The 15,584-nt window shown below is 55.9% G+C and carries 7 protein-coding genes; 4 read left to right on the top strand and 3 right to left on the bottom strand.

Annotated features, from left to right (window positions below; genetic code table 11):
* Positions 1–39: 39 nt before the first annotated feature.
* From M4951_RS02415 to M4951_RS02405, 3 genes are all read right to left on the bottom strand, one after another.
* Positions 40–3,477: an efflux RND transporter permease subunit gene (locus tag M4951_RS02415; protein WP_262024893.1), complete on the bottom strand. Its 3,438-nt coding sequence runs from the start codon at positions 3,475–3,477 to the stop codon at positions 40–42.
* A gap of 9 nt (positions 3,478–3,486) precedes the next feature.
* Positions 3,487–4,881, bottom strand: a complete 1,395-nt coding sequence (locus M4951_RS02410; protein ID WP_262024892.1) for an efflux RND transporter periplasmic adaptor subunit — start codon at positions 4,879–4,881, stop codon at positions 3,487–3,489.
* 748 nt (positions 4,882–5,629) lie between these two features.
* Positions 5,630–7,240: an arylsulfatase gene (locus tag M4951_RS02405; RefSeq protein ID WP_262024891.1), complete on the bottom strand. Its 1,611-nt coding sequence runs from the start codon at positions 7,238–7,240 to the stop codon at positions 5,630–5,632.
* 664 nt (positions 7,241–7,904) lie between these two features.
* On the opposite strand from M4951_RS02405, the gene M4951_RS02400 reads away from it, so the two are divergent.
* From M4951_RS02400 to M4951_RS02385, 4 genes are all read left to right on the top strand, one after another.
* Positions 7,905–8,942 (top strand): DUF1559 domain-containing protein, encoded by a 1,038-nt coding sequence (locus M4951_RS02400; protein ID WP_262024890.1) that lies wholly within the window; start codon positions 7,905–7,907, stop codon positions 8,940–8,942.
* Positions 8,943–9,240: 298 nt separating this feature from the next.
* Entirely contained in the window at positions 9,241–9,819 is a 579-nt protein-coding gene (locus M4951_RS02395; RefSeq protein WP_262024889.1) for a sigma-70 family RNA polymerase sigma factor, read from the top strand.
* 25 nt (positions 9,820–9,844) lie between these two features.
* Positions 9,845–11,659, top strand: a complete 1,815-nt coding sequence (locus tag M4951_RS02390) for a FecR family protein (protein WP_262024888.1) — start codon at positions 9,845–9,847, stop codon at positions 11,657–11,659.
* Positions 11,660–11,804: 145 nt separating this feature from the next.
* Complete coding sequence (locus M4951_RS02385) at positions 11,805–15,578, top strand: DUF1553 domain-containing protein (RefSeq protein WP_262024887.1); 3,774 nt, start codon at positions 11,805–11,807, stop codon at positions 15,576–15,578.
* Positions 15,579–15,584: the final 6 nt, after the last annotated feature.

Raw genomic sequence — 15,584 nt, 5'->3', positions numbered from 1 at the left:
TTTGTAAAAAATCATTTCTAGGCGACGCCGAAAGCGGCGTCACTGGAGCATCGCTTCTTCGTCATGCTCTCCCTGAGCGAGACGAATCGCATCCCGGCCGCTGAACTTCCAGAAGAGACCGGGGTGAATCAAAAATTCGCAAAATGTAGAAGTAATCAGTCCTCCCATGATCACCGTGGCGACAGGATACAAAATTTCTAGCCCCGGCTTTTGGCCGCCTGCGACGATCGGCAATAGTCCCATGCCGGCGGTGAGCGCCGTCATCAACACCGGGGCCAAGCGTTCTAAACTGCCGCGCATGATCATGGCTGCGGAGAACGACTCCCCCTCTTGTTCCATCAAGTGAAAATAGTGCGTCACCAGCAAGATGCCGTTACGAACCGCAATTCCGCCCAGCGAAACGAAGCCGACAAGGCTGGCCACGGTCAACGTTTGTTCGGTAATGACCAGTGCTGCGACGCCGCCGATAAAGGCAGTCGGAATCGCGTTCAAGATCTGCAAGACGATCCGGACCGACGAATGCAGCATCAGCAGCACGACAAAGACGCCGACCAACGAGACGATCGCCATCAGGCCGATCATCAGCGTCGCCGAGCGCTGGCTTTCAAACTGACCGCCATATTCAACGTAATACCCTTCTGGAAGACGAATGCGGCTTTGCACGCGGTGTTCGATATCCGCGACGACGCTCCCCAAATCTCGCCCTTGCGTATTGCAACGGACGACCATCCGGCGACGAACGTTTTCTCGCATCAGCTGATTCGGCCCCGTCTTGCCGGCCGTGAAATCGGCGACATCGGCCAGTTTGATCTGTCCGGCGCCGTTGGGAAGGTCGATGCGCAGATTCTGCAAGCTGAAATAGTCGGTCCGTTCCTGCTTTCGTAGTCGGACAACTAGATCAAACCGCCGCGAACCTTCCAGCACTTGGGATACGGTTTCTCCTTGCAAAGCGGTTTGGACGAAATCGGCCACTTCCTGCCGATCGAGACCGTAAAGCGCCAAAGCGTCGGGACGCAACACGATGTGCAGTTCATCGACAAAGACCTGCGATTCGATCACCGGCGTCGTGATGCCGGGCACGTCGCTGATTTCTCCTTTCACCTGTCGCGCCAATCGCTGTAAGACGTTCAGATCATCGCCGTAAATCTTGATCGCGACATGCGCATAAACGCCGGAGAGCATGTGACTGATCAAGTGTGCGAGCGGCTGATCGATTTCGACATCCACGCCCGGCAAGTCTTTCTTCAACTCCTCTAGCAACCGCTCAATCGATTCGTCGCGAGAATGCTCGACCTTTGGATTCATGCTCAGGATGTACTCGCTCATGTTGACGGGCTGAGCATGCTCGTCCAGTTCGGCGCGACCTGTGCGACGGACGAAGTGCCGCAGTTCGCCCTGAGGATTTGCGTCTGACAACAGCAGCGGAGATAGTTTTTGATCGACGATCGCCGCGGCGTCGCTCGAAGCTTGCAGGGACGAACCGGCCGGCAGGGTCAAATTGATCTGCACGCTCCCTTCGTCGAACTGCGGTAAAAAGTCGGCTCCGATCTGAGTCAGCAGCCAACCGCTTAGCGCTACCAACATCCAGGTCGTGATCAGCAGCGGCGTCGCGAATCGCAGACTCGCGCGGATCAGATAACTGGCCCAATATTTTAAGGATCGCAGCAACCAGCCGTCGTCATGCGTGTGAGTCGTTTTCGACTGCGGCAACAGATAGTAGGAGAGGACCGGCGTCACTGTTAGCGAGACGACCAACGACGACAAAATCGAGACGATGTAAGCAATCCCCAACGGCGTAAACAATCGGCCTTCCACCCCTGACATGGCGAACAACGGCATAAAGACGAGGATCACGACCGCCGTGCCGAAGACGATGGCGCTGCGAATTTCGCGGCTTGCCTGATAAACGACTTGCAGCGCCGGCTTTGGCGACGTGAGTGAGTTGTTCTCTTTCAATCGTCGATAGATGTTCTCGACATCGACAATCGCATCATCCACCAGTTCTCCCATCGCAACCGCCAGACCGCCGAGGGTCATGACATTGATCGAGAGCTCTTGCCCTGTCAGATAGCTAATCGCGCGAAAGACCAGGATGGTAGTCGCCAACGAAAGGGGAATCGCCGATAGCGTGATGAAGGTGGTGCGAAAATTCAACAGAAACAACGCCAACACGATCACAACCAGAATCGCCCCGATGACGAGCGCTTCACCAACATAGTAAATGCCGCGATCGATGAAGCTCTTTAATTGAAACAGATCACGATTGACCAAAATATCTGCGGGCAAGGATGCTTCTACGTCGGCCAACGCCGCATGAATGTTATCGGTCAAGCCGCGAGTATCGACATGCGGCTGTTTGACCAGCGTGATGACGATCCCGCCGAGCCCATCGATGCTGGCGTCTCCCCGTTTCGCAGGCGCGCCTTCTCCAACTTCGGCGACTTGCTGCAGCAATACCGGCCGCCGGCCGCTGGCGTCGACCGAGATCTTCCGCAAGTCAACCAACACTTGCGCCGGTTCTGGCCCCAACCGTCCGATGACGCGAATCGGTCGCTCTCGTTGTCCTTCCAGCGTATATCCGCCGCTGGCGTTTACATTGTTACGACGAACCGCATCTTCTACTTGCTTCAAGCTGACGCCGAAATCGAGCAGCGCCGTCGGATCGACCGCTACTTGATATTGTTTTTTCTCTCCTCCCAATACGATCACTTCGGCGATGCCTGAGATTTGCAATAGCCGCGGTCGGACGATCCAATCGGCGATGGTTCGCAACTGCATCGCTTGGTCAAAGTCGGACAGGAAGGGAACGCTATACGCATCTCCGTTCACCACAATTTGAAAGCGGCGCGTCGTTTCCTCTCCCAGGACGATCGACGCAACATCGACTTCTCCCCAAGAGTCGATCGGCAACTCTTCCCAGTTCTGGGGTTGGCGGCGATCGATTGGTCGCCAAACTTTCAGTTGTCCGCTGGGGAGCAATTCGGCAAGTAACTTTGTCTCGCCAAGCGGGGCCAATTTACCGCCGCTGGGGCCAGCTTGACGATGCACGCCGACATGCATAATTTGCCCCATGATCGACGTCGGCGGAGCGAGTAGCGGTTGAATCCCTGGCGGCATGACGCCAGCGACCATCGCCAAGCGTTCCTGGACAACCTGTCGAGCCGCGCGGATCTCGGTATCCCAGGCGAATTCGATGTAGATCACGACCAGTCCCGTGCTGGACTGGCTGCGCACCGAGACGACGCCGTTCGCGCCGAGCACCGCTTGCTCGATCGGTTGCGTCACGAGCGTTTCCACTTCTTCCGGAGAGAGACCGGGACACTCAGTCAAAATCACCACACGCGGGCGATCCAAATCGGGAAATACGTCGATCGGCATCGTCGTCGCCAAATAGCTGCCATAGATCATGACGGCGATCGACAGCACCAAGATGAGCGGCCGATGCCGCAGCGAAAATCGAATGACTGCGTCTAACATCGCGGCTCCTTAGTGATTGGAATGGACCGAACCGTCGGCGTGCACATGCACGCCGGCTGGCGCCGATCCGCTCGCTGATTTCAACGCTCGATTTAACTGCACCGCTCCTGACTGAGCGACGTAGATACCAGTCGGAACGCTACCGTCATTGGCGATGACAACTTCGTCTTGCGTCTGTTGCACCACGCGCACCGGCCGCCGCTCAAACAAGTCGCCGTTGTGGCGAAATACATAGGACTCGGCGCCTTCCTGCACGACCGCGTCGGCCGGCAGGACAAACACGTTTTTCAACTGCTCGGTATTGATTCGCAGTCGCACGCGTTGGCCGGGTCGAAATCGCCAGATGAACAAATGCTTGCCGTCCCGCTGATAACTTCGATATTGATTTTCGAGCGTCAAATAGAAGGATGCGGTCCGATTTTGGGCGTCTAACGTGTTGGAGATGTGATGAATCGTGGTCGTGGGAAGGGGCGAGTCCCAATCGGCCTGGGCGTCTTCCGTCAGTTCCAGCGTGATCGGCAGAGCCGCTTCGGCCGCCTTTTGTAAGAGCGGCAATTCTCGACGAAACGCGTGCCCTTCGATGAACAGCGACTGATGATGCGACAAGGTGCAGAGCATTTCGCCTGCTTGAACCTGCTGCCCTAATTGAACGCCGACATCCTGCACTTCAAAGAACGGCAATCGCTCGACGACCCCCGGTTCGGGAGTCGCCGTATCTGGCGAGTCGACGGTCGATGTGACCGCAGGCACGAGTATCACGACGTCTGAAATCAACTCGCCGCCGGCCACCGCGTTGATTTGTGCTTGCGTCAGCCCCCGAATTTGCAAGTCTTGCCGATAGGCGTTGATCGTCACGTCAAGGCGGCGCATCTCGTTTTTCAAGTCGATAATCCGAACTCCGGCGACGCCTCCGGCTTTGGCCAATACATCCAATCGATCGATATGCTCTTGGGCGATTTCGCGATCTTTGATCGCCTTGAAGAGTTCGGTCTGCGAAGTCTGAAACGACTCGCCGACCAACCTGAGCGTGAAGAGCACGTCCCCGGTCTCCACCGTATCGCCAGCATAGTGATGAATCGCGGTAACGATCGCTGTCACCGGCGCGACGACCCCGCGGTCGCTGATCCCCGGGCGATCAACAATCATCCCCGGCACGTTGATCGTCTTCCAATAACTGGTCGGGCGTAGAGGTTTTGACGTTAGTCCAAGATTCTGTTGCGCCTGCTTGGACAACAACACTTGTTCATTCGGCGGCGACGCCGAAGATTCCGATGCGGCCGAAACAGTTTCCGCTTTGTTTTGCGGCGTCGATAGAAGCGGAACCCACCGCTCGTGCGTGAGGGCCAACCCAACAATGCCGCCGATGACGACCAGCAACGAAATGATTTTGAAATACTTGACCACGTGAGAATCTCCAACCGCACGCCATGCCCCAGAAAAGAGCAATCAGCAAAAACGACCGCGATAAACGTACCGCAGGCGCGAACAGCGAACATCGCGCAAGGAGATTTAGAGGCGCAGGGAATGCGCAGCAAGCAACGTGGAAATGCCTGGACGTCCCAAAGAAAGCGACGCGAACGCCATTCGAAGCGTTCGCTGGGAGTCAGCGGCCTCGCTTGTCAGGCAAAGCGCGGAACATGCAGCGTCGATCGCAGGCGAAACATGAACGCCTGAGTCGGTCGCAAAACCATCGGAGACAAAAACGACAAATCCCGCCTCCGCCGACTGGCTATCGACGAGACTTGCACTTTCGGTCACTCGACCATGTGAATGGGCATTCGTCGAATGTTGGTGATGATGCCCACCAAAGTGCAGATGCGTCTGGGACGACGGACTACTGTTCGAGCCATGTTCCGCAGCCGAATGGCAATGCGACGCCGCAAACCCATTGAGGGTAATGGACATCGAAAGCAAAATTGCCAGGGTAAAGCGGAGCATGGGTAACCATAATAATCCGGTGGACGACGTCCCTAAGCATATTCCGCCGATGCCGAACCGGCAAGTTCACAACGAACTTTCACTTTCCACCTTCTCCAAACAACGCGCGGCGGGAACGCTGTCAAAAATCGGATAAGTCATTGGGTGAACGCAAGTTCCGTCGAGTGAGCGAGCCGGTCGCTTCGGCAATTGCGGGATTTGCATCTGGGCGGCGCTACTTCTTCTTCGCGGTTTTTGCAGCCAAGTCGATGGTCGCTTCGAGCTGCTGATTCCACAGCGATTCCAGTTCTTTCACCTTTTCGGGGTTCTGCTTCGCCAGGTTGTTCGCCTCGGCGCGATCGGTGCTGAGGTCGTACAGTTCCCACGGATCTCCTTTGGCGGCGACCAGTTTCCAATCGCCGGCGCGGATCGCGCGGTTGCCTTCGTGCAGCCACCAAAGGAAGTCGCGGTTGATCGTTACGTCTTGGGCGAAGGCGGGGACCAGGCTTTTGCCGGGCGCCGCGGGAATGGCTTCGCCTTCCCACTCGTTGGGCTTTTCGACGCCGACCGCCGCTAAGATAGTCGGCGCGATGTCGATCACATGGGCGGGAGTTTGCCGATATTCTCCTTCGGCTTTGATTCCGGCAGGCCAATGGACGATCAGCGGCGTGCTGATTCCCCCTTCGTGCACCCACGTCTTATGACGACGCAGCGGCGTGTTGGCGGCGCTGGAGAAGCCGGGGCCAAGACATAGATACGACGCGGCGCTGCCGGGCGCAGCACTCGGATCATGTCCGCCGTGTCGCACCATGATCTCGGCGCTGGCGCCGTTGTCGGACGCGAAGAAGATCAGCGTGTTTTCGTACTCCCCCATCCCTTTCAACTGTTCGATCAGGCGGCCGATCTCTTGGTCCATCCGATCGACCATCGCCGCGTGAATCGCCATCTTGGTCGCCTGAAAGCGGCGCTGCTCGTCGGTCAGATCGGTCCAAGGGAGCGGGCGATTGACCTCGCCGGGTCCCAGCTTTTCCATCGCGTCTGGAAAAGCGTAAGGAGGACCGACATCGGGCTCGAGCGCTGACAAGGTCGTGTGCAGCAAACCAAGCTTCTGCTGCCGGGCGAAGCGCTCTTCGCGCAGCTTGTCCCAACCTTGGAGATAGGCGTCGCGGTACTTGGCGATATCTTCCGGCAGCGCATGCAGCGGAAAGTGAGGCGCGATGAAGGCAACATAGTGGAAGAAGGGTTGATCGGCGTATTTGTCGGCATGCTCCTGCAAACAATCGACCGCATGATCGACGACCGCCGTCGTAGCGTAGTAGCCAGACTCATCTTCGGCCGGAACGACCGGCTTGTCATCTTCAAAGTTCCCCTTGGCCGTGAAGAAGTTCCCTTGGTTTCGTAGATCAAGCGAACGATCGAAACCGGCCGCTAACACTTTGCCGTCGATGTGCCATTTGCCGCTGTGATAGTTGCGATAGCCATGCGGACGAAGATAGTCGGGCAACAGTCGCGCCCAATCTTGGCGGACTCCATGTCCGCCCCCTTTCAAACCGGGCAACGTGTCGCGATGAATCTGCTGCGCATAGTAGCCGCTGAGCAGCGCACCACGCGTCGGCCAGCAACGAGCCGTATTGTAAAAGTTCGTAAACTTCAAACCGCCTGAGGCCAGTTTGTCAAGATTCGGCGTTGCGATCTCTCCACCGTAGCAACCCAGATCGGAATATCCCATATCGTCCGCCAAGATGAAGATGACGTTGGGACGATCGCCTGTCTCCGCGGCGGGGGCAGCGCTCGCGCAAAGTGAGCTGACAAACGTGAGCAAGAGCAGACAACAAGAGCGGGACATGCGATTCCTCAAAGCAATGGGGGCGGGATGCTGCGGGCTGGTGTCCTATTGTAAAAGGAATTCTCCGCCGATCGACCTTTTTTTTGGCGATTAAAAGCGGAGGAACCGAAGAGCCAGCCCCTGTTGAAGTGGTCAGAGAAGCGTCTTAGGACATCGCGGCGCCACTGAGGAACGTTCGAACGGATCCTGTCGAATCGCAAGTGCTCCATTCCTGCGATTCCGCTGTTGAGACAGGACCGATTGCGGTGCATGAGCAGTCGCACCAACAGCCCGCGTTCTCGTTGACCGGCGTCGTCATTTTTCACGTCCATTTCGGGCGCCACGTCGCTAGTCCTTTCAAAGCACCAGCAAATAAGGCGGGAAAATAAAAAATAAAAGGGTAACCCCCGAGTTATACGTGCCATTACCTACGTCTAAACGTCTTTTACTTTAACTGTAGGGGGGCAAGTAAAGGCCGCCGCTAAGGGACGTTTTCCATTCCTCGTTTTCTTTTGGAGCACCCTAGATGCTTGGCCGAGCGCCGCGGAAGCCCTTCCGTGAGACAGCGCTGCTGGCCGTGTTCACAAAGAAGGTTGAAGAGACTCGAAAGAACTCTACCCATGAATTCTTCAATCTCCTCCGATATTTTTCATCATCGTCTTATCAGGTCTTATTAGAGGGAGAAATGATGTCTCGTACCGATCATTTCAGCAGGGAGAATCGATACCGGCATGCGTTTACTTTGGTGGAATTGCTGGTAGTGATCGCGATCATTGGCGTCCTGATCGCATTGTTGTTGCCAGCCGTTCAACAAGCGCGGGAAGCCGCTCGGCGCATTTCCTGCAAGAATCAGTTGAAGCAGCTTGGCTTGGCTTTGCACTTATATCATGACACGCATTCCGCGTTTCCCATCGGATCGGGGCACACAGGCAGTTCGTACACATCGGGAAGCTATACCACGGCGCGCTCGCCTTGGAGCGTGGCGATCTTGCCGTATATCGAGCAAGGCGCTCTTTACGATTTGTATAACTTTGCTGGAGCCGCTTATTCGTACTCACTAGAAGCGAGCAGCGCCCATGCCGACAACCGAGCCGTGGCGACGACGCCGGTTCCTGCTTTTACGTGTCCTTCTTACGGTGGTTACAACGGATTGCACACCAATTATTTTGGCGTGATGGGAGGAGGCGTACTGGAAACGTCTTATTCCGCAACGGGGGGCAATTTGGGCCGCGCGATGTGGGAGAACGGAATGTTCTATCGAAATTCAAGAGTTGGCATGCGGAGCATCACGGATGGTTCGACCAATACGTTAGCGCTGGGAGAGACAATCTACCAGCGCGCCCCGCTGACCGACTCCTCCGCAAGTCAGCACTATTTCACCTGGGCGTCTTCGCTACGAATGGGCACTCCCCCGGTTCCCGGCATCTTGGCCGGCGTGACCGACGTCCCGATCAACGGTTGGAAGGGCGACGGCGGGAAGGAAGACACGGTTTTCATCGCCTCCGAAGCCAATTCACGAGGAACGATTCGCTCGGGGACAACTTCTACGGCTGCGGATGCCGTCAACTGTCTTCAGTGTCGCGCGTTTAGCAGTCGACATTCTGGCGGAGCCCAATTCTGCATGGCGAGTGGTTCGGTGCAGTTTCTGAGTGATACCATCGACTTGGCGATCTTTCGCCGCTTGGCCATTCGCAACGATGGCGAAGTGATTGGTGATTATTAAGCGAGCGAGCCTGGTAGACGCGTCCTCACTCTGCTCATGTTTTGTGAGCAGGTCGTCAGCGAGTCGGACGTGTCGTTCATTTGCCGGCAAGCTGTCGCCGCTTTCGTGCGCGCCATGGGGGTTGTCACGCCGTTAGGGAGAGTCCTCATTCTGCACGGAGGGCTTCCTTGAACGCGGCGATTGTCGACGCCAGCAAGTATGAATGCGCTGCGTGCGATTGGATGATCCGCGATTAGGTCAGACGAAAAACGGATTGAGCAGGGTAACCTGGCCAGTCTTTGTGCCATTAAAGAGTGTCATGACGAATACACACGAACAAAGCATCATTGAAGAAGCGTTGCGGCAAGTCAGGGCCGGAGAGATCGAAGCGTTCGAGACGATTGTGCGAACATTTGAACGCCCGATAAGAGCTTGGTTGGCAGGGAGAGCTGCGCCTGGCGTTGATGTCGACGAAGTCGCCCAGCGAAGTTTTGTCACGGCGTATACGCGTCTCGATCAATACGAACTAGGAACGAATTTTTCCGCCTGGTTGTTCTCGATTGCCCGGTATCAATTGCAGACGGAGTCCACTCGAATTCGCCGTGTGGCCGACTATCGATCGCGTTGGGCTTCAGATCTTCTCTCGCGTGAGTTGGAGCGTCAGCAAAGCGAAACGCCTGAATTGTTTGGAATTCGCTTGCAGAACCTCAAGCTTTGCCTAGAGAGTTTAGGGGATTCGCTGAGACAATTCGTCGATTGGAGATACCGCGATGAAATATCACTCGAAGAGATGTCGGAAAGAAGCGGACGATCGGTAGCAGCCGTCAAAAAACAACTGTGGCTCCTGCGGAACAAGCTGAGAAAGTGCGTCGAATTACGAACAGCGAGCTTGGACTAAGCGGGCATATTCGCCGGACAGAACCATGAACTTAGATTCACAAAAACAGTTCGAGCAGCTTTGGAACGACTTCCTGGAAGGGGAGTTGGAAGAGGCCGATGCGGATCAATTGTGCGACCTATTGGCTGCGGATGAAAAACTGAGAGAAACGGCGATCGAGCTCTATCAGACCCACCGCCTGCTCGGACTCGTGATGCAAGAAGAACCGGCTGGTCGCGACGGCTTTGTCGAGAGCGCCATGCAAGAAATCCTGCGGCGGCGCGAAAACTTCGGCTCACGAGCGATGCAGCGAATTCGCCAGCAGACAAGAGAATCATCAACATCCTCTGCGACATTAAGGCCGCAGCAAATCTCTTGGCGATCGCTGCCCACAAATTTGATTGCGGCGAGCGTGCTGGCGATCAGCTTGCTGTGTCTCGTATGGCTCACGGGGTTTTCGCAACGGCCCGAACCAGAGCAACCGCCGGTTGCCGAGAAAGAGTCGCAAGCGCCAAGCGTCGCCGCGCCCCCATCGGTGAAGTTTCTACGCGTGGCCAAAGCCCGATTCTTTGGAGAATTGACTCCAGCCGCTCTCTCGGAAACGGAATTGGAAAAGTCCTATGTGCTGATGAGCGGGATGGTTGAGCTGCTGTTTCCTGGGGGAGCGCATGCGATTATCGAGGGCCCCGCCGTGTTTCGCGCCGAACCAGAAAATTGTCTGGCCATGAATCTGGGGCGGTGTTCGGTGCATGCTCCGGATGGCGCCGAAGGATTCCGCGTGGAGACTCCTGATTCGCAAGTTGTCGATCGGGGAACACGCTTTACGGTGGATGTCAGCGAGTTCAACGAGACCAAAATTCAAGTGGTCGAAGGAATTGCGGATATCTATGAAAATAGCTCCAAAGCTCGTGAACTTCGTCGATTGCTGGGGAACGCGGAAGACTTCAACGAACAGGGCGACGAGTTCGCGCCGATTGTAGGAAATCATGAAAATGAGCTCCGCCTAGAAAGCAATCAAGCCGTGAAGGTTCTTGCCGAGCCGACCTTCACTTTGACTCCGGGGGTTTTCGATAGAGACAAACATCGAATGCGCCTGCCTGACCGGATTGTTTCTTTTACGGCGACCACGGCGGAATCTGACGGAAAAGCGGAGTTGCTGAAGACAGTCACCGTCCAACGAGCTGGGCAGGATGTTACTTACTCAGATACTGACCTGATTCCGGTCGAACTGATTTGGTTTCGTTCTTCTCGCAATGAAGGATTATTCGATCACGTACTGGGAGGAAAGCAGGTCATCGGCAAACCGATCGACGCGCTGTCCGATAATTCCATCGTCACCGGGGTCATCAATCCTGGAGGAAGCGAAACGCCTCTGCAGAGTAATCCTGTCATGGAACATGCTCCCGCTGACAACGTTATCGGTACTCCAGGGATGGCCGTTCGTTTCGCGCAGCCCGTGAAGAATGGACCTGGTCCGGACGTGGTGTTTTTCGAGATCCATCCATTGCCCAGCCTGACGGATGGAGATGCGTTTCATGTCTGCCCCTTGCAGATGTCGCCGGGGCGTAAAGCCCACACAATCCGGGAATACGACTTGTCTCTCTATTCTCCAGAAGCATTGCCTGTAACGCAGATGCTGGTCCATGCGACGAAAGGCCAGCGCATCGATTCTTTGACGGAACTGGAACAAGCGGATTTTACGCTTCGTCCAGTGCGATTGGAGTATCGGGCGCTCGCAGTAGGAATTGATCTTTCCGATCTTGGCTACGCTCCAGGCGAAGCAGCGGAAGGTCTGTTTTTCCAGGATGCCGACGACAATGAATTCTATGTCGATCCAGTTTTGATCGGCGGCTTACCATGACTCGGTAATCGCTGAAACCAGGCGCGGTTGCGCCGTGCCCTGCAGTTATTTCTCGCTTCGATACTCAAATGCTGAATGCGCTCTGACACGCGTAACGAACAGTTGCGACTTGTTGTCAGCGATTCGACGGCCTCAAAGGAGAGTCATGAATTCCGTCTCCATGATTTCGAGTCTGGTTTTTGCAATCAGCATCATCTGGACAACTTCCTTAGGAGTGGTTCAAGCAGAATCGGTCGCTCGCTGGGAGTTTGAGGCTCCCGAGCTTCCCACGACGCTGACGCAAAAGGGACTGGAGGTCCATGGCGATGTGAAGTTCCAACAGACCGGCCCTCAGGCCCCTGAATTCCCTGACTTTACCTCCGAGAACAGGGCGATCTACTTGGATGGTAAAGGAGCTTCGATGTTGGCCCTCGGGGCAGGCAAAAGCTCGGATCTACAATTCACCAACGGCGATACCGTCACCCTGGAAGCTTGGGTAAATCCCCAATCCATCCGCTCGGGACAGCAGGTCTACATCATTGGCAAAGGACGTTCTGGCGCCAGAAAATCAAACCAGGCGAATCAAAATTGGTCGCTGCGGCTTTATAACAAGCAAGGAGTCGCACATCTCGACTTCCTGTTTACGTCGCGGCTGGGAGACCAAGCGCCCCAGTGGCACCGCTGGCGATCCACGATCGGATTCACTCTCTCCAGCGGTTGGCATCACATTGCTCTTTCTTACAAGTTCGGCGATCCCGATTCGATGCTTGGCTGGATCGATGGCGTTCCGACCGATGGCGCATGGGGACTAGCAGGCCCCACGACCGATCCGCCGGTAGTGGACGCTGGCGATGTTTGGATTGGAACCTCGATGGGAAGGAGTCCGAATGTCAGTTTTCATGGCCAGATCCATCGCTTGGCCATCCATCGAGAGAGATTGAGCGATGAAGAAATCGCGTCGAGATTCCGCCGTAAAGGGGGGCCGCAGCTGGTCATACCGAAGCAGGAACGAATGCCCAAGGTGGAAGGCGTCCCCGCAGGCCGCGTGGCGTTTTCCTTGCGGGAGAACTTTCCTCGTCACGATCGCTGGTTACGCCAAGAGGAATCGCTGCAATCACCCACGCTAAGCTGGCTGGGAGACGCTTTTTTACTGCCACGGATTCCGCTTCGCTACGACGACTGGGGAATCCGGTCGAGTTGGAACGCTCCGTTGCTCATGCAAATCGCAGCCGATGTCGAGCTTCCGCTCGGCCAACAGCGATTGCTGATTCGTACGCGAGGACTAAGTCGCTTGTGGATCGACGGCCAATTGGTGACGACCACCAAAGCAGATACCGTGCGCTACAACGGGGGACGAAATCCGATTCATCCTCCTCCCCAGGCTCCTCTGCCGGGAGTTCGTCCGAGACGTGGGAACATGAAAGAAGCGTTCGTCGATTATCTGGTCAAGCCGTCCGGAAAAGCGGCCCATGATCCGGAACAAAAACGGTGCTGTCGTGTGGTCCTTGAGATTGTCGTGGGAGGGAACGGAGTTCGAACAGAATCAGGGGAAGTCTGCCTTGCACGCCAGTCCGCGGATGGCGCCTCGTTTGATATCTTGCGTCCAATCGGGCAAGACCGCTTGCCTTTGACAGAGTCCGCGATGCAGCCGGCGTTGGCTCGCAGCGAACGTGACCTTCGCGACCTGGATGCCGCGACACGTCGCCAGGCGGCTCAATCCGAGGATCCCTTCTGGCAAGCGCGCCATGCCAGAGCGAAGAAGTGGGTTGACCAAAATCCTCCCCCTGCGGTTCCAAGCATTCCAGGGCGAGCGGGCATCCACCCTGTTGACGCGTTCATCTTCGCCAAAATCGAGCAAGCGCAATCCATCAAGAGCCCAGCGGAATCTCCGCAGGCCGATCTATTTCATCGCAAAGTTTTGCCGATTCTTCGCACAAACTGCTTTCGCTGTCATGGAGAAAAAGATCAGGGAGGATTGCGTCTGAACACACGCGAAGACGCTTTACGTGGAGGCGATTCGGAGTTGCCATCAGTGAGTCCGGGACATCCTCACGAGAGTGAACTGCTTCATCGCATTCAATCGGATGACGAATTTTCACGAATGCCCCCAACCGGCGCCCCCTTGTCGGCCGAGCAAATTTCATTGATTGAAACATGGATTCGCGACGGCGCAGTTTGGCCCCAACAATCCAAGAATTCGAAAAACATCGAGATTCCCACGCGTGTTGGTGACGAGGCGTTCTTGCGTCGCCTCTTTCTTGACACCGTCGGCATACCGCCGACAACTGAGGAGCTTCAGGAATTCCTGCTGGATGAAAATCCAGACAAGCGGTCCGAATGGATTGGCCGAATGTTGTCGGATGACCGAGTTGCAGATCATTGGGTAAGCTTTTGGCAAGATTTATTGGCGGAGAATCCATCTCTGATTTCCGCCACGCTAAATAGCACCGGGCCATTTCGCTGGTTTCTCTACGATGCCCTGCAAGACGACAAGCCATTCGATCGGATGGTGACAGAGTTAGTCCTCATGCGCGGCAGCGCTCATGAGGGAGGAAGCGCCGGGTTCTCCTTAGCTGGGGAAAACGATTCACCCTACGCCGCCAAAGGCCATATCCTTGCATCCGCGTTTTTAGGAATCGAGTTGAAATGCGCCCGCTGTCACGATTCGCCTTATCATCGTTCGACGCAACACGATTTGTATGCGTTGGGGGCGATGCTCAAACGCAAATCACTGAAGATTCCCAAATCGAGCCAAGTTCCCGCGGCGTTCTTCGAGAAGCAGACGCGCCAATCCTTGATTCAGGTTTCTATCAAACCGAATCAGTCGATTCAGCCTGGGTGGCCGTTTGCAGACCAGACCGGCGCCAAGGATAACCAGCAACTCGATCAACTGACGCATAACCCCGAGGATTCCCGCGAACGTCTGGCCGCATTGATCACCTCGCCAGAGAATCGGCGTTTCTCACGCGTGGTGGTGAATCATCTTTGGAAGCGTCTTATGGGGTCCGGTTTCGTCGAGCCGGTCCACGACTGGGAAGGGCAAGAAGTCAGTCATCCGGAACTGCTCGACTGGCTCGCGGCTGAGTTTGTCTCGCAGGGATACGACTCGCGGCACATCTTGCAGCTAATCATGTCGTCGGATGCGTATCAACGCGTCGCGATTGGCCAGAACTCCAATGCGCCTGCCGCGTCTCGATATTTTAACGCTCCCGATCGTCGTCGCCTAACGGCCGAGCAAGTTGTCGATTCCCTTCATCTAGCCACCGGCAGCGCATTCGAGGTCGAGGAACTCTCGTTTGATCCTGAAGGCCGCACCACCATGGACTATCGCTTAAATTTGGGAAATCCGACAAGGGCCTGGATGATGGCCGACTTGAAGAACGAGCGAGATCGGCCCAGCCTGTCACTCCCACGCGCTCGCATGATGTTGGACATGCTTGAGGTCTTTGGCTGGAAAGGGGCGAGACAAGAACCGATCGCAGAACGGGAGAGCGACTCCAACGTCCTCCAGCCTGGGATTCTCGCGAATAGCGTCCTGACGGCCAACCTCACCCGAGCATCGAGCGATAGTCCGTTGGCGGATCTTGCCGTGCGAGCGGAATCGGCCGAACAACTCGTGGAATCATTATTTCTCCAGATTCTAAGCCGTTCGCCGAGCCCGCAAGAACGCGAAGATTGCGTCGCGGTTGTGGCTTCTGATTTCGAGCAACGTCTCGTTCCGGAAGGCGAAGTCCAGCCCATCCCGGCGTTACCGCGACTCCCCCAAATCACATGGTTTAATCATGCCCAGTCCGAAGCGAACACCATTCAAATGAAGAATGAAGAACGCGTTCGCCAAGGCCCCCCTGGAGACCCTCGTCTGCAGACGGAATGGCGGGAAAGATATGAAGATGTCGTGTGGAGCTTAGTCAATCATCCAGAATTTGTCTGGATCCCATGATCGTGC

This window comes from Blastopirellula sp. J2-11 (genome assembly GCF_024584705.1).
Classification (GTDB): Bacteria; Planctomycetota; Planctomycetia; order Pirellulales; family Pirellulaceae; genus Blastopirellula.
Note: the sequence above shows the minus strand (reverse complement) of the source record. Positions and strands in the feature narration are given on the sequence as shown.